The sequence below is a fragment of the Vitiosangium sp. GDMCC 1.1324 genome, assembly GCF_003044305.1.
GTDB lineage: Bacteria > Myxococcota > Myxococcia > Myxococcales > Myxococcaceae > Archangium.
On record NZ_PZOX01000017.1, the window covers coordinates 193,696 to 214,431 of the forward strand.

Sequence of the window (20,736 nt, forward strand, 5' to 3'; positions counted from 1 at the left end):
GGCTCACCGCCCTGCTACCACAGCTAATGGCGCAACGGGCTGATCCAGGCGCGGCCGGTACTCCCCGGCCAGTTGGTCCACCTCGGCCGCCAGACGCTCCCCCTCGGTGAGCAACAGGGCCTTGAGCCGCACGCGGTTGCCCAGCGTGAAGAACACGGACACGTCCCGTAGCACCACCAGCCACCGCTCGGAGAAGTACAGCGTGAAGAGCGCCAGCGGCGGCACGACCAGCAGCACGGGCAGGCCCAGCGCCGGCCCTCGCCACAGCCACGCGCCCACTGTCAGCACGGCCCACCACACCAGCGCTATCACGAAAGCGGCGAGGAACTTCACCGTCGCCTGCACGTCCAGCTCGGCCTTGCGGCTCATCCACCTCGGGAAGAGGTACGGCACGTAGAACAGCCCCAGCCCCAGGGCGAACAGCGGCAGGCCGAACACGAGCAGCGCCAGGTTCCTCAGCACGAAGCGCGTCACCGGGCCGGTCCGGTACTCCAACGCCAGGTCCTTGGCATCCGCCCGCACCAGCTCCAGCCGGCGCCGGAAGGACATCAGGTCTCCGCGCACCTGCTCATAGCGCTCGGGCTGCTCGGTGCGGAAGAGCTGGAGCCCCCGCGCCCAGTGCCGCAGCCGCTCGGGGTCCATCGCCGCCTTCTGGCGGAACGCGTAGAGGTGCTCGGCCATCTGGATGAGCGGCAGGTCCTCCCACTGGTCCAGGTTGAGGGTGACGGAGCGGAGCCCCTCGGCGATGCGCTCGGTGAGCTTGCGCACGGACTCCACCTCGCCCGCCGCGTCCGCCGGGAGGAAGTCCCTCACCTCAATGGGGGTGCCCATCTCGATGAGCACCTCGCTGCGGAACAGGTGCTTGTCCGCGTACGTGAGGCCCACCGGGACGATGCGCACCGCCGCCCCCTGCTTCGCCGCCCCGAGCGCGATGCGCGCCGCGCCCGTCTTCAGCTCCGCCAGCGAGGGCTCCGAGTGGCTCTTTCCCTCGGGGAAGAGGGTGATGGCCCGGCCGGCGACCAGCGCTCCGCGCGCCGCGTCCAGGGTGCCCTCGTTCTTGCCCATCTGCGAGGGGTCGTCCTGCTTGCGGTACACCGGTAGAGCCTTCAGCCCCTTGAGCAGCCAGCCGATGACGGGAATCCGGAAGAGCGGCTCCTTGGCCAGGAACGTCACATGCCGGCGCGTGAGGATGAAGACGAGCGCGGGATCGATGAGCCCATTGGGGTGATTGCCCACGAACATGACCGGGCCCTCGGGCTCGGCCGGAGGCGCATTCACCTTCACCCGGTAGAAGAGCCGAAGCGCCAGGGCCACCACCGCACGTACGAAGCTGTAGAACACGCGCGCAGTCTACACCGGGTGGGGCTCGGGGAAGACCCTCGCCCTGCCCTCGCCCGGGGCCAGCAGGGCCCCCCGGCTCAGAAGGTGCCGATGCTGAAGTGGATCTGCCCGATGGGCTCGTTGAGCGTCTCATCGGGGTCCAGGTTGACGCCCACGTCGAAGGCCAGCGGGCCCACCGGCGTCACGTAGCGGAAGCCCACGCCCGCCGAGTAGCGGAGCGCGCCGAACACGTAGTTCGTCCGGTCCAGCCAGAGGTTGCCCGCCTCGAGGAAGAGGCCCAGGTCGAACGAGGACTGCACGGGGATGCGCAGCTCCGCCTTGGCCAGGGTGAACAACTCGCCGCCCTCGCTGACGGGGGCCTGGCCCTGGAGGATGGTCAACAGCTCCGAGGTGCAACCCGCCGGGTGGACGAGGGAGCGGCAGTCGATCACCTGCCGCCGCAAGTCCGTGCGCCGGTCCTCGCCGAGGATGCCGTCCTCGCGGAAGCCGCGCAGGCTGCTGGAGCCGCCGAGGAAGAAACGCTTGGAGCCGATGACTCGCGCGTTCTTCTCCAGCGGCACGATGGTGCCTCCGCGCAGCGACAGCGCCAGCACCGCCCGCGACGTCAGCGGCGCGTACACACTCACGTTCCCGGAGAGCTTCAACCCGTTGATGGGCAGCGCCGCGATCGGCTCGCCCGTGCTCGTGGTCTCGTACGAGCTCAGGTCCTTCATCCACTCGGCGCTGGTGGACACCAGCAGGCCCTTGTGCGGGTTGGCCGGGTCATCTCGCAGGTCCATCGCCGCCGACGAGCGCACCGTGTGCAGGATGAAGAAGCCGAACGGGAAGCGCAGCCGCTCCTGGTCCGCGCGGCTCGGAGTGGCGAGCACCCGGTCTCCCGACTGCAGCAGGTTGCCTTCCAGCTCGTACTGGAGCGTGAGGCTCAACCAGCGCGTCGCCGACCAGTCCAGGCCCGTCACCGCCGCGACTCGGGAGGACAGGTACGAGGGCCGGTGCACACGCTCGCCGATCAGGTCCAGGCGCGCGCCCACTTCCAGGGGCAGCAGGCCATGGAGCCGAGGCTGCACCGCCGACAGCACGGCGCGCCCGCCAAAGTTCTCCACCCACTCGTAGGGGCCGGGCTGGGTGCACTCCTCCGGCACGGCCTCACAGCGGGCGCGGGCCAGGTTGGCCTTCTCCAGTCCCTGCGTGCTCCACCCCACGTAGTTGAGCTTCAACCGGCCCGACAGGTTGAGCCCCCGTCCGTCGACATTCGTCCGGGACACGTCCAGTACCAGGCGCGGACCTTCGGACAGGAAGTATCCACCGGCGATCTCACCCTCCCAGCGCGGGCGCTCGCGCACCTCCACCACGACGTCCTTGCTGGCCTCCGGCACGTCCGGCTTCTCCAGCCGCACCGTCACCTGCCGGAAGATGTTGAGGAGCGCGAGCCGGCGCTGGCTCTCGTAGAGCTTCTCCGGATCCAACACCTCGTCTTCCTTGAGGCGCACCGTGGCCCGCACCATGTCCTCGTTGGTGCGAGACGTGCCGCGGATGAGGATGCGGCCCACCGTCACCTGCTGCCCCGGCTCCAGCCGGTAGAGGACGTTCACGCCCTTGGCCGCCGGCTTCGGCTCCGCCTCCACCCGGGCGAAGAGGTAGCCCCTGCGGCCCAGCTCCGTGACGAGCGCCTGCCGCCCGCGCTCCACCGCCTCGAGGCTCATCGGCTCGCCCGGCGTCACCGGCACCAACTTGTGGCCATCGAAGCCCTTCGGACCGCCCTCGAGGCGCACCTCGGCCACGCGCATGAGCGTGCCCTCGGTCACGTCGAACCAGGCCACCGCGGTGCCCCGCGCCACGTTCGTCCGCAGCCGGGTGAAGCGCACCTGGGCATCCAGGAAGCCCCGCTCGCGGTAGGCCTCCGTCATCAGGTCCGCGGCGTCCCGGTAGGCCTCCTCGACGAAGACGGTGGCCGGCTCGTGCACCCACTCGGGCGGACCCAGGAGGCGCTTGCCGGGCCCCATCTCCAGCACCTCCCGCAGACGCAGGGGCGTGGCGGGCTGGGGCTCGTTGGCGCGGATGCGCTCGGTGAGCATCTCGCGCAGCTTCTCGTTGGACAGGAGCGTGTTGCCCCGGAAGATGACCCGGCGCACGAACAGCGGACGGCCCTCCTCGATGTCGAAGGCGAGCACCGCCGCCTCGCCGTCGGGGCGGTGCACCTCGCGCGACTCCACGTGCACGTCGTTGAAGCCCCGGTAGCGGTAGAAGGACTCGAGCTGCCGTGCCAGCCGGCCCAACGTCGAGGCGTCCAGCGGCTCCGAGCCGTCATAGGAGAGCACGCGCGACAGCATCATGTCCGGGAAGTGGTGGTTGCCGTGGAAGTGGACGGTGAAGCGCGGCCCGGCGGAGATGGGCACCACCACCGTCGCCGCGTCACCCTCCTGTTGGAGCACGGGCGCCCCCACGTTGGCGCGCCAGTAGCCGCGCTCGCGCAGCAGCGTGCGCAGCCGCTCCAGTCCGGAGTCCAGGCCACCGCGGTCCAACACGCCGCCCACCCTCAGTCCCAGAGTGTCGAGCAGCTCGGACAGCGGCAGCCCGGGGCTCCCCGTCACCGACACGGCCGCCACCTGCGTGGGCTTGCCCTCGAAGACGGTGAAGGCCAATGCCACGCCTCGGGGCGCCGGCTCGCGCGTGAGCTGGATGCGCGCGTCGTTGTAGCCCTGGCGTCCGTAGGCCCGGGACAGGCCCTGCACGGCCGTCTGCAACGACTCCTCGTCGAGCCGCTGGCCCACGGCGATGCCGCTCGAGCGCAGCACCTCCAGCAGGGCCTCGTCGCTCAGCACGACGTTGCCCTCCACGTCGATGCGCACGATGGGCTGCATGGGCGTGAGCTCGAACACCACGCGCACGCCGCCCTCGGCTTCCACGGTGCGCACCACGATGTCGGAGAAGCGTCCGCTGGCCCACAGCCGCTCCACCGAGCGCCGTACGGCGCGGGCCGACAGCGCCTGGCCCTTGCGCACCGCCACCAACTCCGCCAGCCCCGCCGAGTCCATCTCCTTGGGCAGGTGCAGCTCCACCGCCACCACCGTGGGACCGGTGGGTAGCGCGGGGACTTCGGGCCGCACCGGAATCTTCTCCGACTCCACGGCCTTCGCGGGCTCCACCGCCGTCTCCGGCTGGGCCACGGCGGTTCCCGCCAGCAACAGGGCGAGCGCGAGCGCTACTCGGACTCCCAGCCCAGTTTGAGCTCGAGTCCAAGGTTTCCCAGGTTGCCTAAGGCGTTCTCGCTGTGCTCGTTGTCCCACTGAAGCTGCGCGGAGAGGCGGTTGTCGAAATGGTACTCGGCACGCGCGCGTGTTCCGCGCCCGCTGACGGGTTGCGTCAGGCCAATCTTAAGCTGCTCCGTGAGGAACTTCGACTCCAAGTGGGCGGTGGGCTCCGCTTGCTGGGTGGCGTCGTTGTAGGTGTTGGAGATCTGCAGGGACAGGTCCTTGAGGACCGGGTTGTTGGGTAGGAAGCGCTGGACCTGCCGGTCCAACCCGGAGATGTTGAAGAAGGCCTCGGCGGCCAGGCCCACGCTGGCCGAGGCCGCCGTCTCCTTGTCCGTGCTCGTCAGCCCCAGGGTGAGGAGCGAGATGACGTCGCCCTCGGGGAGGGCGGGCTCCGAGGTGAGGAGTACCTGGGGAGCGGCCGGGCGGCCGAACGCGTGCAGCCTCACCTGATACTCGCGCACCTGGGACTGGGCGCGCAGGTCGAACACCGGGTCGATGCCGTAGCGGTCCTGGAACTCGATCTGCCCGCGGTTGATGGTGAACTGGTTGTTGCGGAAGAAGGCCTGACTGCCCTCGGCGGTCTCCACGGTGCCGAGGACGCCCGGGCGCACGTTGGTGCCGGTGAGCCGCAGCGCCCCGAGCAGCCGGGCACGGGCCAGGTTGTTGTCCACGCGCACGTCGCCCAGGTGCATGCCGACATCGAAGGTGAGGTACTCGCGGGGCTTCTCCGTGGGAGTGGGCAGCACGGTGCGCCGGGCGAGCCGCTTGAGGATGTCATCCAGCTCCAGGCCGCGGCGGTAGCGCAGGTTGCGGATGTCCAGCGCGCCGCCGAGCCGCAGCGCGTCCGGGTTGCCGGTGAGCCACAACTGCCCGGTGGTACTGAAGGGCAGGTCCTCGTGGAAGCGCGTGGCCACGTCGGTGAGGGAGACGTTCAGCAGCACGTTCGTGGGCCGGAGGTCGGCCAGGGAGACCTCGCCGTTGGCCAGCATGCGGCCCTCGTTGAGGAACCCCTCCAGGGTCTCCAGGAAGATGTGCTGCTGGGTGAACTCCACCCGTCCGCTCACCGCCCGCGCCGACAGGGGCTGGTCTCGCAGCGACAGCTTGGCGTCGGAGATGCGGACCGAGCCCGCGAGGGACGGGTTGCGGGGGCTTCCGGTTGCCTGGGCACTGAGCTCCACGCGGCCGCCGGTGCGCACCACCATGGGCGAGAGGGACTCGAGCAGGCGCAGGTCCATGGCGCCGCGCAGCAGGAGCTCCATCTTCTCGAGCCCCACCCACCCCGCCGCGGACAGCTCGGTGTCCGGCCCGCGGAAGGTGAAGGAGGGCACGTTCAGCCGCCCGTTCTCGTAGCTCAAGGAGACGGGGCCCTCGATGGCGCCGGAGAGCTCCCCGCGAGACAGGGTGAGCCGCTCCACCGTGGCGTTCATCTGGATGGCCTGCGCGTTCTTCAGCGCGCCCTGCGCCCGCACCACGGCCTTCACGGAGCCGGACAGGCCCTGGGTGAAGGCATTGGCGGGCAGCAGCGGGCGGATTTCAGGCAGCTCCAGCGTCACCGCCGCGTCGAAGGGGTATGGCTCCTTCACCTTCATCCAGAGGATGCCGCTCGTGTCGCGCGAGGGACGGCCGGCCACCTGGAGCTCTCGGCCCTCCAGACGCGCCTCGAAGCCCATGTTGCCCAGGTTGCGCTCGGCGAACGTCACCTGGGGGCCCCACACCCGGGCCGTCGTCACCGGCAGGTCCGTGTTACCCGACACCGCGCCTTCCAGGGCCAGCTCGCCTTGCACGCCCAAACGCTTCGCCGACTCCTGACCGAGGAGCTCCGCCAGGGACAGCTTCTCGCCGCCGAAGCGGTAGTCCAGCACACCCTTGTTGGGCCCGGAGAAGAAGAAGCTGCCATCCACCCAGGTGCGGCCCAGAGGGCCCTCGAGCACCGTGCGCTCCAGCACCATGGCCTTGCCATCGTCGAAGCGCAGCCGGGCCGAGCCATCGCCCATGCGCCGCCCGTAGTAGGTGGTGTCCTTGAAGTCGAGCGCCACCAGGCCCTCGAACTGGTCCACCGGGCTGTCGATCTCCATGCGGCCGGAGACCTCGCCCTGCACCGGCCCCTGCATGATGGAGATGTTGGGGTGCAGCGGGGCGATGATGTCGATCAAATCCTCGGTGCGACCCCGGGGCACCACCACCTCGGCCCGAGCGTGCAGCGAGCGCCCGAAGGTGAGCGCCGCGTTGCCGAAGTACTGGGTGCGCCCCTTCTGTCCGGAGAGCGTGGGGAAGCCCAGGACCTTGTGCTCGTACGTCACCTTGCCCTGCACCACGCCCAGGTCGAAGTTCCAGAACTCGAAGTCGCGCAGCGACACGCTCGCGCCGATCTTCACGTCCGAGTACGGCCCCGCGATGGTGGTGGTCGTCGAGCCACGCCCCGACCACGGGAGCTCCGCGATGTGGCCGAAGTCGGAGAGGTCCACGTCGCCCCGGGCATTCACGAGGAGGCCCTTCTGCACATCGTAGAAGAGCGTCACGTCGCCGCCGATGCGTGAGCGGCCCGAGTCGATCTGGATGTCGGAGAAGGAGACGCGGTCTCCCAGGAGCGACACATGGGTGCGCACGTGGCCGCGCTCATAGGTGAGGAGGGTGCGCCCTGTTTCCGGAGGCGCATCGAAGGCGCGCGTGGCCAGCACGAAGCGGCCGTGGCGCATGTCCACGTCACCCGACAGGTTGGGCCTGGGCAGCAGGGTGCCGGACAGGTGGGCCTTGGCAGAAGCCGGGAAGTCCACCCAGGAGCCATCCAGGCCGGCCTTCTCCAGAATGCGCGCGAACTGCGCATCATGCGTCTCCAGGTCCACCTCCACGGGCAGCCCGGGACGGAGCGCGAAGGATCCGGTGATGCGCGCGTCTCCCGAGCCGATGGGGAGGGAGAGCTCCTCCACCGTCACCCGGTCGCCCGCGTAGGCCAGCCGCGCGGTGAACGAGCCCGGGATGAACTTCCCGTAGGTGAGCCCGCTGCCCGACAGCTCCACGGACACACTGGGGGCGGCCGGACGGCCATTCACCGTGAGGCGCGTCCAGAGATGGCCCTGTGCGGGCGCCGGCAGCAGCCCCGCCCGGGACAGCGTGCGCAGCGGCAGGAACACCTGGGCGTCCAGCGCGAGCACCGGCTCACACAGCTGCTCCACCCGGCCGGAGATGTTCACCGTCACGTCGTCCAGCGCCACCTCGGCGCGGTCCAGCTCCAGCAACTCCTCGTCCACGTCCAGCGCACCCGACAGCGCCAACCGCCCCAGGGCGAGCTCCTGGCCCGGGCCCAGCCGCACCAGGCCGCGCCGGGCCTCCACCTCGAACTCCTCCTCGCCCCAGCGCTCGCGCAGGCCCACGTCCAGCTCGGACACTTCCACCTGCCGGCCCTCGGGCAGCGTCAGCCGCACCTCCGCGCCGGTGATGGCCAGCCGGGACAGGCGCAGCCGCCGCAGGGGCTTGAGCGGGCACACCCCCGGCTCGCCCGAGGGAGTCCTGGGACGTGACAGGTCCAACGCGAGCCGCGGCCGGTGCACGCGCACCATGTCGATGGCGAGCTGGCCAGAGAACGGATTGGGGAGACCGAGCTGTACCTCGGCCAGGTCCGCGGCGAGCAGGGGCGTATCCGCGCCCTTCTCGAAGACGGACACCCCGCGGAGGATGAGCCGCTGACCGAGCGGATCCACCTCACACTGCCCGATGCCCACCTCCAACCCGAGCAGCGTGGGGAGCTGGCGCCGGGCCTGGGTGCACAGCCCGTCCCAGGCGGTGCGCGTGCGCAGGAACAGCACCGTCCCCAGCACGAGCGTGAGGACGATGAACCATAGCGGCGCCCTGCGAGCGCCCTGCTGCCTGTTCCGCGGAGCCAAAACCGCTACAGCTTACCCAGTCCCTCGAGGTAGCGGTCGATCTCCGCGAGGTCCACCTTCGTGGTGCCGCCTGCCCGACTGCTCGTGCTCACGGCCGCGGGCTTCTGTTGACCCTCCTGCTGAGACGAGCCCTGCAGTCCGAGGTTGTCGGCGATGCGATGGACGAGCCTGTCGGTGATGGTCTGCTCGCGGGCCAGGAAGGCCTCGAAGAGGGCGTTGTCGCAGATGCTGTTGATGACGCGCGGGGTGCCGCCGGAGCGCTGGTGCACGGCCTGCAGGGCCTCGGCGGTGAAGGGCATGCGCGGGGAGCCGGCCAGCCGGAGGCGGTGCTTGATGTAGGCCTCGGTGGACTCGGAGGTGAAGGGCTCCAGCTTGTAGCGGAGCGCCACGCGCTGGGCGAGCGGCGGATCCAGCTTCAGGTTCTTCTCGATGTCTGGCAGGCCGAAAAAGACGAAGGAGATGAGCTTGCGCTCGGGGACTTCCAGGTTGAGCAGACCCCGGAACTCCTCCATGAGCTCGCGCGTCTCCAGCATCTGCGCCTCGTCGATGAGGACGACGGCCTTCTTGCCGGACTCGTAGATTTGCAGCAGCCGCTGGTAGAGCTGGGACAGGAGGGCCAGCTTCTCCTGGGCCGGGTTCTCCACGCCCAGTTGCAGGGCGATGCGCCGCAGCAGCCAGTTGGCGGTGATGCCCGAGTGGATGATGACGAGCAGCGCGGCCTCGTACTCGGCCTCGGGCAGCGAGTCGAGCATGCGGCGCGCGAGCGTCGTCTTGCCCGCCCCGATGTCACCAATCAGGATGGACAGGCCCTTCATGTAGCTGACCGAGTGCATGAGCCGGGTCAGCGCCTGCGAGTGCTGGGCCGAGTTGTAATAGAAGCGGCTCACCGGGGCGTTGGAGAAGGGCTCCTGGGTGAGCTCGAAGTAGTCGAGGTAGGTGGACATGGGCTCGGCGAACCTCGGACTGCGCTAGACGTAGCCTACCTTGCGCGGCTTGGCGGCACCGGCGGCAGCGGCCGGTGCTGCGGGAGCCGCGGGGACAGGCACTCGGGAACCCGCGGGGGCCGGAGCCCCATTGGCGCTCCGGGAACCACCGGGAGACGGAGCCCCACCGCTGGTGGGCAGGGGGTCCGCCACCGGGGACGTGGTGGCGGCCAATCTTTCCACGTGGCCGGAGACCTCGCGGAACTTCGGATCGAGCGCGGCCACGCGCTGGTAGTGATAGAGGGCCTTGCCCTTGTCGCCCACGGCCTCGTGGGCCATGGCCAGCTCGAAACCAATGGCCTTGGCCACCTCGCCGGTGGCGTGCTCGCTGGCGAGCGCCTGCTTGAAGGTGATGACAGACGCGGCGGCATCGCCCTTCTGGGCCTGCAGCAGGCCAATCATCGTGAGGCAGTCCACCTCACGCTTCTTGCCCATGCAGCCCTCGCGCGCCACGGCGAACTCGTTCAAGGCGTCGTCGATGAGGCCCATCTCGCGGTAGGCGATGCCCAGATCGTAGTGGGTGTCCACGTCCTCGGGCTTGACCACCTTGGCGAGGCCCTTCTTGAACTCGGCGAACACCTCCTCCACCGAGTACTGGAAGTCCTCCTCGACGGCGGACGCCGCGGGCGCCTCACCCCCCAGGTCGCCGAACTCGCCGGCCAGCTCCGCCGCCAGGTCGAACGCGTCGCGCTCGGCGGGGGACTCGCCCAGCGCGGGCACCGCGGGCACGGACACCTCGGACGATTCCTCGGGCTCCTCGGCCGCCGGGGTCCCACCGGACTCGAGCGTCTCGAGCCGGGCCATCAGCTCTTCCGCGCGGGCATGGCCCGGGAAGGCGATCATCACCGTCTCGAGGATCTCCCGAGCCTCCTCAAAGAGGCCCTGATCGAGGAAGAAGCTGGCCTCGTCGCACTCCTCGCCGGCCGGCTCCTCCTGGGGCTCCTCGACCACGGGCGCGGGCTGGGGCTTGGGCGCGGGCTTGGCGGCGGGGGCGGGCTGGGCCTTGGCGGGCGCCGGTTGCGCCTTGGCGGCGGGAGCGGCGGCCTGAGGAGGAGCCTTGGGCGCGGCGGCCTGGGGCTGAGGCCTGGGAGCCGCCTTGGGCACCACCACGGGGACGGGCTCTGGCTCGGGCTCTGGCTCAGGCGCCTCGAGCTCGTAGGACTCGAGCGCCGGCGAGTCCACCGGAGTGCCCTCGTCCTCGACCAACACGGGGGAGCCGTGCGAGGTCGTCGGCTCGGAGTCGGGCGATTCCAGCTCCAGCGGGAGCGACGTAACCCGCGTGGGCATGTCGTCGTCGTCCGGCTCGGGGAGGACGGAATCGTCCGAGAAGGAAGTCTGGAGGAACGCCGCCGAGTGCTCCGACACCTGGGTCGGCGACGGCTCGTCATCGCCGAGCGCCAGCGGGGTACCGGCATCCGCCAGCAGCGGCTCGTCATCTTCAGCGGAAGCAACCGCCAGCGCGTCGTCGTCGGAGCCGACCGGCTCCATGTAGACCGTCGTGGCCTCCTCGGGCTCGTCACCGGCGCCGAAGAGGGGCTCGTCGCCGGACACCACCGCGCCCGGCTCGTCCGAGAGCACCACGCCGTCGTCGGAGTCCGAGGGGATGCCGAACTCGCCGGAGAGGATCTGCTCGTCCTCCTCCTCACCCGAGTTGCTCGCGGACACGAGGGCCAGCTCGTCTCCGGGCGGGTGCTCCAGGGCATCGGCGGGGGCATCGGCGACGACGACCTCGTCGTCGTTGGAGTCCACGAGGATGGCATCCTCGCCCACCGTCTCCACCTGCGGGCCCGCGGCCGGCGCCGTCACATCCGACTGCAGCACGGCGAGGAAGGCCGGCACCTCGGGGTGGCCGGGGTTCTGCTGGAGGATGGTGACCAGGTACGGCTGGGCGCGCTGCACCTCGGCGCGGCGCGTGCACAGGCGCAGCACGTTCAGCAACTGCTCGCTGGCCTGGGCCGCGTTCCCGGAGGCGACGTAGATGTGGAACGCCTTCTCGTGCGCGTCGAGGTTCTCCGGGTCCACCGCGAAGATCTTCCGCAGGTGCTCGAGCGCTTTGTCGTGCAGGCCGTATTTGACGTAGACGTCCGTCTCCGTCAGCAGCTTGGAGAACTGCTCCTTGCCGGGCTGGGCCGGGGCCGCCGCCTGGGCGGGCGCGGGCGCACTGCTGCTCGGAGGAGCGGCGGGAGCGGGAGGAGCCGCGGGAGCCGCCGCCACCGGGGCCCGGGCAACGGGGGCCGGTTGGGGAGCCGGGGCAGGCGTAGGAGCTGGAGCCGGGGCAGGCGTGGGAGCCGGAGCCTGGACGGGGGCTGGAGCCGAGACCGGAGCGGCGTGAGCGCCCTCCGCCTTGTACGCCGCCAGGTCCACATCAGCCGGATCCAGCTCGGCGACGCGGTTCCAGATGTTGTTGGCGTCCTGGTTGCGGCCGCGCTCCTGGTAGACCTTGGCCAGCTCCTTGTAGACGGAGATCGTCTTCGCCGTCTGGCCGAGCCCGTGGAAGGCCTGGGCCAGCATGTTGAGCGTCTCGATGTCGCGCCCATCCGCCTTGAAGCACACCTGGAGCCGGGCCAGCGCGCGCTTCTGATCTCCGCGCGACAGGTACTGCTGGGCCAGGTCCCTGGCCAGCGCGACGTTGTCCGGATCCAGGGTGGACAGGCGCTCCGCGACGCGGAACCAGTCATCCATCCGGTTGTTGCGCTTGAGGTACTCGGCGGCCTTCTTGAACTCCTGGGTGGCCTCGCGCGTCAGGTTCTCGCGCGCATACAGCTCGGCGAGCTTGATCTTCGACGCCACGTTCTCGGGGTCGAGATCCACCATCTTCTTGAGCGTATCCAGGGAGTTCTTGACGTCGCCGGCCTTCTCGTAGTGGTTGGCGACGATCTGGAAATACGCCATGGCCTCGGACATCAGTCCGAGCTGCTGATGGAGCTCCGCCAGCTTGAGGTTGACGTCCAGCAGGTTGGGGTTGAGCTTGAGGACCTGCTTGTAGAGGGCGACGGCCTTGAGGAAGAAGCCATCGGCCGAGTAGCCCTCGGCGACCTTGGTGAAGTAGTGGGCCGCCTGAACGTTGTCGTTCTTCTTCTGGTACAGCTCCCCCATCTTCTGGAGGACGCGGCCGTCCTTGGGGTCTACCTCCAGGACCTTCTGGTACTCCTTGATGGCCTTGTCGTAGGCGCCCTTCGCAACGAGCTTGGCGGCGGCTTCGATGATCTTGTTCTTGTCCATCGAGCGTGGGCTTCCTGCCGAGCGAAACCCCCGGAAAGTCTGGGGTTTCTGCTTCCTTCAAGGAGACTACGAGGGAGGCCCGAGGCTAACGGAATCCTCCCTCGCGGGTCAAGGAATCCACCGGGCGGAACCCCCTGGAGGATCAGGGGGTTGCGCGATGAGTAGCCGAGCAGCCGTCAGGGCGTCTCTTCGATGGCCTTCTTGAGCCGGTGGGTGCCCGTCTCGGACGCCAGCAACCGCTCCACGAAGCGCGTGTCGTAGTTGCCCTCGATGAAGGCATCCTCCGCCAGCGCCGCCCGGTGGAACGGGATGTTGGTGCGGATACCCTGCACCACGTACTCGCCCAGCGCCCGCTGCATGCGGCGGATCGCCGTGGGCCGATCCTCCGCGTAGACGATCAGCTTGGCCAACAGGCTGTCGTAGTACGGCAGCACGGTGTAGTTCTCGTACGCACTGGAATCCACACGCACGCCATAGCCGCCGGGAGCGCTGTAGGCGGTGATCTTCCCCGGCCAGGGAGCGAAGGTGACGGGGTCCTCGGCGTTGACGCGGCACTCGATGGCGTGGCCGCGCATCTGGATGTCTTCCTGCTTGCGCTTGAGCGGCTCGCCCGCGGAGAGCTTGATCTGCTCGCGCACCAGGTCGATGCCGGTGACGAGCTCGGTCACCGGGTGCTCCACCTGGATGCGGGTATTCATCTCCATGAAGTAGAAGCGGCCGTTCTCGTCGAGCAGGTATTCGATGGTGCCCACGTTGTTGTAGCCGAGCTTCTCCATCGCGCGGATGGAGACCTCGCCCATCTGCTGGCGCAGCTCGGGGGTGAGGGCCGCCGAGGGGCTCTCTTCGATGAGCTTTTGGTGGCGGCGCTGCACCGAGCACTCGCGCTCACCCAGGTGGATTATGCGCCCGTGCTCGTCGGCCACGATCTGGAACTCGATGTGGCGCGGCTTCTCCACGTACCGCTCGATGTAGAGATCGCCATTGCCGAAGGACGCCACCGCCTCGGCCGCCGCCGTGGCGAAGGCCTGCGCCAGGGCGCCCGGCTCGCGGACGATCTTCATGCCCTTGCCGCCACCACCAGCCGCCGCCTTGAGGATGACCGGGAAGCCGATCTCCTTGGCGAAGGCCTCGGCCTCCTGCGGATTCTTCACTGTCCCGAGGCTGCCGGGCAGCAGGGGCAGGCCCGCCTCGCGCGCCGCGTTGCGCGCTCGCACCTTGTTGCCCATCAGCGAGATCATCTCCGGCCGCGGGCCGATGAAATGAATCTTGCAGTCCCGGCACACCTTGGCGAACTCGGAGTTCTCCGAGAGGAAGCCGTAGCCCGGGTGGATGGCGTCCGCGCGGGTGATCTCCGCCGCGGACAGCAGTTGGGGGATGTTGAGATAGCTCTCCTTGGAGGGCGGTGGACCGATGCATACCGACTCATCGGCGAACCGCACGTGGAGAGCATTGGCGTCCGCCGTGGAGTGCACCGCCACGGTGGCGATGCCCAGCTCGCGGCAGGCACGGATGACCCGCAGGGCGATCTCCCCGCGGTTGGCGATCAGCACCTTCTTGAACACGATGATGTGCCTCCGCGGGGCGCCAGTGCGCCCGCGTATGTCAGACCGGCTCGATGCGGAACAGCGCCTGGCCAAACTCGACCGGCTGCCCATTCTCCACGAGGATCTCCACCACGCGGCCCGCCACGTCGGCTTCGATCTCGTTCATCAGCTTCATGGCCTCGATGATGCAGAGGACCTGGCCCTTCTTCACCACCGAGCCCACATCCACGAAAGCGGGCTGGTCCGGGGCGGGCGTCCGGTAGAACGTCCCCACGAACGGGCTGGTGACCTGGTGGCCGGGCTTCTCCGCCGCCGGAGCAGCAGCGGCCGGAGCCGGGGCCGCGGCGGGAGCCGGAGCGACCACGGCAGGCGCGGCGGCCAGCACCGGGGCGGCGGCCACCACCGGCGCGGGGCTCACCGAGGGCGAGACCGGAGCCGCGTGCACGATGGTCGGCACGGGCACGGGGCCGCGGCGGATGAAGAGCCGCTCCTCACCGCGCTGCCACACCAGCCGCGTCACCTCGGAGGCCTCGAGGATGTCCACGATCTTCTGGAGCGCCTCCACGTCCAGGGACGTGGTGTTGCCCTCCACGCGAACGTTACCGGTCGGCGCGCTGGGCGCGGACTCCGTTCGGATTGCCTTACGCTTGGTTGCCAATTCCGTCCCCTCCCTGAGCCGCGATGGGCCGACTAGCCCGCGGTGGCCACGCGCGTGAGGTACTTGCCGTCGCGCGTGTCGATCTTGAGGATGTCACCCTCGTTGATGAAGAGCGGCACGTTGACGGAGTAGCCCGTCTCCATCGTGGCCGGCTTCAGCGCGCCGGACACGGTGTCGCCACGCACGCCCGGATCGCACTTCGTCACCTTCAGGTCCACCGAGTTCGGCAGGGTCACGCCGATGGCCTTGCCGTTGTAGAACATGATGGCGACGGTGACGTTCTCCTTGAGGAAGTTCTTCGCCTCCCCGAGCACCTTCTCCGTGAGGAAGGTCTGCTCGTAGTTGCGCTTGTCCATGAAGTGGTACTCGTCGCCCTGGGCGTAGAGGAACTCCATGTCCTTCTCCTCGATGTCGGGCACGCCCACCTTGTCGCCGGACTTCAGCGTGGGCTCCAGCACGCGGCCATCCAGCAAGCTGCGGATCTTGGTGCGCGTGAACGACGAGCCCTTGCCGGGCTTGACGTGCTGGAAGTACTCGATCACGTACGGCGTACCGTCGATCTCGATCTTCAAGCCATTACGGAACTCGGACGTATCAATCACACCGGCCATGGACAGGCTCCTTCGGACAGCTTGAAAAGTCCGGGGTGTCTAGCCGATGGGGCCGCGCCTTGCAAAGTGGAAAGGCGCAGCGCGGTGCGCCGTCAGCCCGGCAGGCTACAACTCGGCGCGGATCTTCGGGGCGGTCACCCTCAGGACGTACCGACCCTTTCCGTAGTTACCGTCCGCCCGGAGTGCAAGCACCAGGAAGTATTCCGGGGAGACTAGGCGCATCAGCGTCAACACGCGCTCGCTGTTGACGCTGACCTCCTGCACCTCACCCGTCTTGAGGGACTCGGCGGCCTGGCGGAGCTGACCAAGCAGGTTGGCGTACTCCACCCAGGCCCCGGTCAGCTCCAGCTCGCCTGCCTCCTCCTTCTGATGGGTCTCCACGGAGATGCCGTCGAAACCCATCACACTGCAGGCCAGGGCCCCGTCTACCTGGTTGACCACCGACTCGAGGTGCGTGCGGAAGGACATGGTCGTTGGCTTGTAGGAGGCTCGGGGAAGCGGGTCAAGGTCCAGCCTTCACACAGCCGACGGTCCCATCCTGACCGGAGATCCCACAGGCCCCGTTGAGGACGAACCCCTCCGGGCACGAAGTGGGGGGTGTGTCGGTGCTTTTGTACACGAAAACGGGGAAGGTGAACTCGTTGCTCTCCACCGTCTGACCGCTGCTCAGATAGCCCCGGCCTTTGATGGTGGCGAGCACAGTCACCGGTTCGGTCCCGATGGCACCCGCATTTGCCGCGTCCACCAGGACCTTGAACCCCTTCGGGCCGAAGGCATGCATGAAGAGGTAGCTCGCATCGGGCGTGGTGTCCGCACGGTAGACGGCGTAGAGGGGGACGCGATCCACCTCGTCCGCAGGCATCTTGATGCCCGCCTGCGACACCGAATACGAGTAGATCAGCTCAGTCAGCGTGACGTCCAACCCCTGCGACGAGGCGTTGTTCGTGCTGCTGGTATTGGTCTCGACACTCGGGGCCATCAAGTAGTTCTGCCCGCCGGCGAGGTCGAGGCTCCCACTGGTAATGAACTTATCGGAGGCGGCCGTGCACCCCTCCTCGATCTTCAGCGCCCGGACGTTGAGGAACCGCAAGGCCGCATCTCCCTGGTTGGCCACACAACCCAGCGGCATGACCATCAGGGCCCCAATCACCATCAATCGCTTCATGAACATCAACTCCTTCGATGGCTCGACAAGTACCGGCTACAGGGACTGAGCAATCGTCTGCCGGTTGAGGATGCGCGGCGTGATGAAGATGAGCAACTCCTGGCGCTCATCACGCTCGCGGTGGTTCTTGAACAGCAGGCCCAGCACCGGAATCTTGGACAGGAAGGGCACCGAGTTGCTCTGGGTGCTGCCGCGGCGGACGTAGATGCCACCGATGACCGTGGTGTCGCCATCCTTCACCAGCACCTGGGTGTTGGCCTCCTTACGCTGGATGGCGGGCTGGCCGTTGGCACCGGTATTGGCCGGATCCGGCTGGTTGTTCTGAGCGTTGATGGTCATCAGGATGCTGCCATCCTGGGTGATGTGGGGCGTCACCTCGAGCGACAGACGCGCTTCGACGAAGGTGGTGTTGGCACCGGACGCGGACACCTGGCTGAACGGGATGGACACACCCTGGCTGATGCGGGCGGTGTTGTTGTCCAGCGTGGTCACCTTGGGTGCGGAGATGGTCTTCACGACACCCTCGGTCTCCGCCGCCGACAGCCGCAGGTTGAGGGTCAGCGCTCCACCGGCCGAGCCGAAGGTGAAGCCCAGCGCGCCACCGGAGCCGATGCCCGCGCCCACCGGCAGGTTGACGGCGAAGGCGGGATTGGTCTCGACGCCGTTCGCGGTACCTTCCACACCACCCGCCACGTTGATGGAGTTGGGGAAGATGAGACCCGTGGGGTTGCCCGTGGTCGGCGAGGCAGAGGCCCGACCACCCCACTGAACACCCAGTTCGCGGCTGAACGACGTGTTGGCCTCCACGATGCGGCTCTCGATGAGCACCTGGGGCGTCTGCGTGTCCAGGTTGCGCACCAGGGCCCGCGCCTTCTCGATGTTGGCGCGCACGTCCTTGACGATGAGCACGTTGGTGCGCGTGTCCACCGTCACCGTGCCGCGCTCGCTCAGCACGTCCTTCACGCGAGTGGCCATGTCGCTGGCGACCGCGTAGTTGACCGGCACGAGGTTCACCAGCAGCTCCTCCTGCGCGACGAGCGACTTCTTGCGCTCCTGGCGCAGCTTGGCCTCCTCCTCCAGCGTCTTCAGCGGGGCCACGCGGACGATGTTGCCGATCTCCTCCTTGCCCAGCGACTTGGTGCGCAGAATGAGGTCCAACGCCTGATCCCAGGGCACGTTGCGCAGGCGGATGGTCACCTTGCCGCTGACGTCATCGGCGACCACGATGTTCTTCTTCGAAATCTCCGCGATGACGCGCAGCAGGTTCTGGATGTCGATGTCCTTGAACTCGAAGGACACCTTCTTGCCGCGGTAGCGGGCCTGCTGCGGCGCGCCCTCGGAGGCGTAGGTGGGAGCCTCGGCGGTGAAACCGGCGGTGCGCTGGGTGACGGCCACCTCCTCCGTCTTCACGCCCTTGACGCTCAGCCGCCAGGACAGGCCACCGGCCACCTGGCTCACGTTCTCCTCGATGGCGCCGTCGGCGGCCACCACCACGCGCACCCGGTTGCCCTCGCCGGGCACCGAGAAGGCGCTGATCATCTTCACCGGCGTCTCCAGCGCGCTGGTGTCCAGGCTGCGCTCCAGCCGCCGCGGCAGCTTCGCGTTCTCCAGCGACAGCACCGCGCTGCGAGGATCCGGCCGCTCCACCTTCCACACCACCGCGCCCGACAGCTTCAGGTTCACCCGGCCACCGGAGTCGCTCTCGTCGAAGGTCAGATCCTTGACCTCCACCGGCGCAGGCTGGGCGTCCACGGGCTTGGCGCGCAGGGGCTCGTTCTCGGCCACCACCTTCTCGGGCGTGTCGGCGGACGCGGCGGGCTTGCGCGCCACCTTGCCACCCAGCACGACCTCCAGACCACGGCCCTTGCGCTCCACCCGGTACGCCGGCATCTCGTCGCGCACGTCGAGCACCAGACGCACCTTGTCCGAGTGCGCGCCCACGCGCACATCCTTCAGGGGGCCCGAGTGCACGCGAGGCGCACGGGCGGACACCCCCACGCCGTACACGTCCACGGCGAGCCGCGGAGGATCCGCCAGCTCCAGCACCTCGTAGCGGGAAACCTCGCCATCCGTGCGGATGCTCAGCGTGTCACGAGCGAAGGACAGCCCGGTGATGCGGCGGGCCGGGTGCGCCACGTCGCGCTCGTCGGCCTCGGCCGCCACCACGTTCTCGGGCAGCGCGGCGGCGGGCTTCTTCTCGCGCGGCTCGACCGCGGCCGGCTGCGGGGCGGGAGCCACCGCCGGAGTGGGCTCGGCCTTGGCCACGAGCGGCGCGGCCTGCGCGGGCTTCACCTCGGCCGCGGGCTTCGCCTCGGGCACGGGTTCCACCTTCGCCTCGGCGGGCTTCGCCTCGGCCACCGGCGAGGCAGCCGCCGCGCCATCCACGGAGATGATGACCCGGTCACCCTCCGCGCGCACGTCGTACTGCGCGGCCTGGTGCAGCGCCACCAGGACCCGGCCGACGCTGGCGCGCTCGTCCGAGAACTGGGAGGCCACCACTCCAGCCACCGGGCCCTGCCCGGTGTGGTGACCCTTGATACCCGTGGCGTCCGCCGACGAGAGATCCACCACCAACCGCTCCGGACCACTCAACCGGAAGACGGTGAAGGTGGGAGCCCGCGTGCCTGTCACCACCACCTGGGCGCCCGCTCCCGTCTGCACGACCTTCAGGTCCCGCAGCGTATTGAGCTCAGCGGCTTGAGCGCCGACACCCACGATGGCGACCACACACGCGGCCACCACGCTCATCAACTTGTCCCTCGTCACAGCGCTCACCTCGAGCATGCTTCCCCTCAACAAGTTGCAATGGGCCACGGACGCCAGCACTGCTGGCGCCCAGGTCACCGGGGGCCTACGGCTCCCAGTTCTTGCCCGTCATCAAGTCGTAGGCGGGGTCCACCCGGCCGCCGTCCTGCTTCAGTTCCAGCTTCACCGGGTTGTAGACGACCCGCTCCGGCGTGGTGATGGTCTCGGTGATGATGATCTCTTCACGGAGGATCTGCGTCACCTTGCCACCCTGGCGACCCATCCGGGTGTTGCGACGCACGATGTGGCCACGGCCCATCGGGTCCTCCACCATGGCCAGCGGGTTGGCGTCACCCGTGACCACCGCCACCAGCTTGAGCTGGTCGATGTCCCACTGACACAGCGGCTCGCTGCAGGCCGTCACCTGCTGGCCGGGCTGCGGCGTCTCGCGGACCATGTCCTCGATGGGACTGCGGAACGGATCCCGCTTGCCCACCGGGTTGTAGTTGTAGACGTAGGTGGGCGCGGCCACGGCGGTTTCCGCGGGCTTCTCTTTGGGGGTCTCCTGGGCGCGCTTGGGCACGACCGGAGGCGGCGGCGGCGGTTCCTCACCGCAACCCACGAGCGCGAGGGCCAGTGCCCCCGAGATGAACATGGAGTGGAACGTCTTCATCCTCTGGTCCCCTTGTCGCCCCAATTCATGGACCGATCAAGTTTCTGCTACTACTTCTTGGTTTCAGCCGGCTTCGTGTTGACGAAGCGGAACGTGGTGGCGAGGAACGAGCTGTTGAGCATCACCTTCTCGTTCTTCACCTTGGCGCCATCGAGCTTGATGTTGTTGACGTTCACGATGCGCCGCATGTTCGACACCTCGGCGAGGAACATGGCGATCTCGTGGTAGTTGCCGCTCACCACCATCTTGATGGGGATGCGCGCGAAGAAGTCACCGCCGCCCACCGTCTCCGGGCCCGGCTCCACGCGGGAGATCTCCAGCCCCGACTTCTTGCCGATGTCGTTGAGCTGCGCGAGCAGCTCCTCGACGTCCTTGTTCTCCGGCAGCTCGGTGAGGGCCTCGGCGAGCTTCTGCTCCAGCACGTCCATCTCGCGCCGACGCTCGTTGAGGTTCTGGGCGATCTCGCTCTTCTCCGCCAGGTCCAGGTCCAGCCGGCGCTGCTCGGCGACCTGACGCTCCATCTCCTCTTCCAGCGGCTGGATGAGGAAGAAGAAGTTGGCGGCGGTCATCAACACCACCAGGGCCGCCAGACCGCCGAACTTCACCGCGGGAGGCGCCTTCACGATCCTATCGAGGTACTTGTCCATCGTGCCGGTTCC

At 68.6% G+C, this 20,736-nt stretch carries 13 protein-coding genes; all 13 read right to left on the reverse strand.

What is annotated here, in order from left to right:
- Positions 1 to 3 precede the first annotated feature (3 nt).
- A complete protein-coding gene (locus DAT35_RS39070; protein ID WP_108074365.1) occupies positions 4 to 1,341 on the reverse strand; it encodes a lysophospholipid acyltransferase family protein in 1,338 nt (445 codons plus the stop codon).
- Between the two features lie 77 nt (positions 1,342 to 1,418).
- Positions 1,419 to 4,508, reverse strand: coding sequence for an outer membrane protein assembly factor (locus DAT35_RS39075; RefSeq protein WP_233261979.1), 3,090 nt, complete (start codon positions 4,506 to 4,508; stop codon positions 1,419 to 1,421).
- Between the two features lie 35 nt (positions 4,509 to 4,543).
- Complete coding sequence (locus DAT35_RS39080; protein WP_108074366.1) at positions 4,544 to 8,476, reverse strand: translocation/assembly module TamB domain-containing protein; 3,933 nt, start codon at positions 8,474 to 8,476, stop codon at positions 4,544 to 4,546.
- A 5-nt stretch (positions 8,477 to 8,481) separates the two neighbouring features.
- Entirely contained in the window at positions 8,482 to 9,420 is a 939-nt protein-coding gene (locus DAT35_RS39085) for an ExeA family protein (protein ID WP_108074367.1), read from the reverse strand.
- Positions 9,421 to 9,444: 24 nt separating this feature from the next.
- Positions 9,445 to 12,681 carry a tetratricopeptide repeat protein gene (locus tag DAT35_RS39090; protein ID WP_108074368.1) on the reverse strand — a complete coding sequence of 1,079 codons (3,237 nt, stop codon included), beginning with the start codon at positions 12,679 to 12,681 and terminating at the stop codon, positions 9,445 to 9,447.
- A gap of 176 nt (positions 12,682 to 12,857) precedes the next feature.
- Positions 12,858 to 14,243 carry an acetyl-CoA carboxylase biotin carboxylase subunit gene (accC, locus tag DAT35_RS39095; RefSeq protein ID WP_108074369.1) on the reverse strand — a complete coding sequence of 462 codons (1,386 nt, stop codon included), beginning with the start codon at positions 14,241 to 14,243 and terminating at the stop codon, positions 12,858 to 12,860.
- 40 nt (positions 14,244 to 14,283) lie between these two features.
- A complete protein-coding gene (gene accB / locus DAT35_RS39100) occupies positions 14,284 to 14,883 on the reverse strand; it encodes an acetyl-CoA carboxylase biotin carboxyl carrier protein (protein WP_108074370.1) in 600 nt (199 codons plus the stop codon).
- A gap of 32 nt (positions 14,884 to 14,915) precedes the next feature.
- A complete protein-coding gene (gene efp, locus DAT35_RS39105; RefSeq protein WP_108074371.1) occupies positions 14,916 to 15,494 on the reverse strand; it encodes an elongation factor P in 579 nt (192 codons plus the stop codon).
- Between the two features lie 105 nt (positions 15,495 to 15,599).
- Positions 15,600 to 15,962: a hypothetical protein gene (locus DAT35_RS39110; RefSeq protein ID WP_108074372.1), complete on the reverse strand. Its 363-nt coding sequence runs from the start codon at positions 15,960 to 15,962 to the stop codon at positions 15,600 to 15,602.
- Positions 15,963 to 15,996: 34 nt separating this feature from the next.
- Positions 15,997 to 16,659: a hypothetical protein gene (locus DAT35_RS39115; protein ID WP_146210078.1), complete on the reverse strand. Its 663-nt coding sequence runs from the start codon at positions 16,657 to 16,659 to the stop codon at positions 15,997 to 15,999.
- Between the two features lie 36 nt (positions 16,660 to 16,695).
- On the reverse strand, positions 16,696 to 19,443 hold the full coding sequence (gene pilQ, locus DAT35_RS39120) for a type IV pilus secretin PilQ (protein WP_108074374.1): 2,748 nt from the start codon (positions 19,441 to 19,443) through the stop codon (positions 16,696 to 16,698).
- Between the two features lie 67 nt (positions 19,444 to 19,510).
- Complete coding sequence (locus DAT35_RS39125) at positions 19,511 to 20,077, reverse strand: pilus assembly protein PilP (protein WP_108074375.1); 567 nt, start codon at positions 20,075 to 20,077, stop codon at positions 19,511 to 19,513.
- A gap of 50 nt (positions 20,078 to 20,127) precedes the next feature.
- Positions 20,128 to 20,724: a type 4a pilus biogenesis protein PilO gene (locus DAT35_RS39130; protein WP_108074376.1), complete on the reverse strand. Its 597-nt coding sequence runs from the start codon at positions 20,722 to 20,724 to the stop codon at positions 20,128 to 20,130.
- Between the last annotated feature and the right edge of the window lie 12 nt (positions 20,725 to 20,736).

What these genes read in the sequence shown, in the direction of transcription:
- DAT35_RS39130 (WP_108074376.1), bottom strand. Translation starts at nt 20,724, where the DNA reads ATGGACAAGTACCTCGATAGGATCGTGAAGGCGCCTCCCGCGGTGAAG.
- DAT35_RS39090 (WP_108074368.1), bottom strand. Translation starts at nt 12,681, where the DNA reads ATGGACAAGAACAAGATCATCGAAGCCGCCGCCAAGCTCGTTGCGAAG.
- DAT35_RS39115 (WP_146210078.1), bottom strand. Translation starts at nt 16,659, where the DNA reads ATGAAGCGATTGATGGTGATTGGGGCCCTGATGGTCATGCCGCTGGGT.
- DAT35_RS39125 (WP_108074375.1), bottom strand. Translation starts at nt 20,077, where the DNA reads ATGAAGACGTTCCACTCCATGTTCATCTCGGGGGCACTGGCCCTCGCG.
- DAT35_RS39110 (WP_108074372.1), bottom strand. Translation starts at nt 15,962, where the DNA reads ATGTCCTTCCGCACGCACCTCGAGTCGGTGGTCAACCAGGTAGACGGG.
- DAT35_RS39085 (WP_108074367.1), bottom strand. Translation starts at nt 9,420, where the DNA reads ATGTCCACCTACCTCGACTACTTCGAGCTCACCCAGGAGCCCTTCTCC.
- pilQ (WP_108074374.1), bottom strand. Translation starts at nt 19,443, where the DNA reads ATGCTCGAGGTGAGCGCTGTGACGAGGGACAAGTTGATGAGCGTGGTG.
- efp (WP_108074371.1), bottom strand. Translation starts at nt 15,494, where the DNA reads ATGGCCGGTGTGATTGATACGTCCGAGTTCCGTAATGGCTTGAAGATC.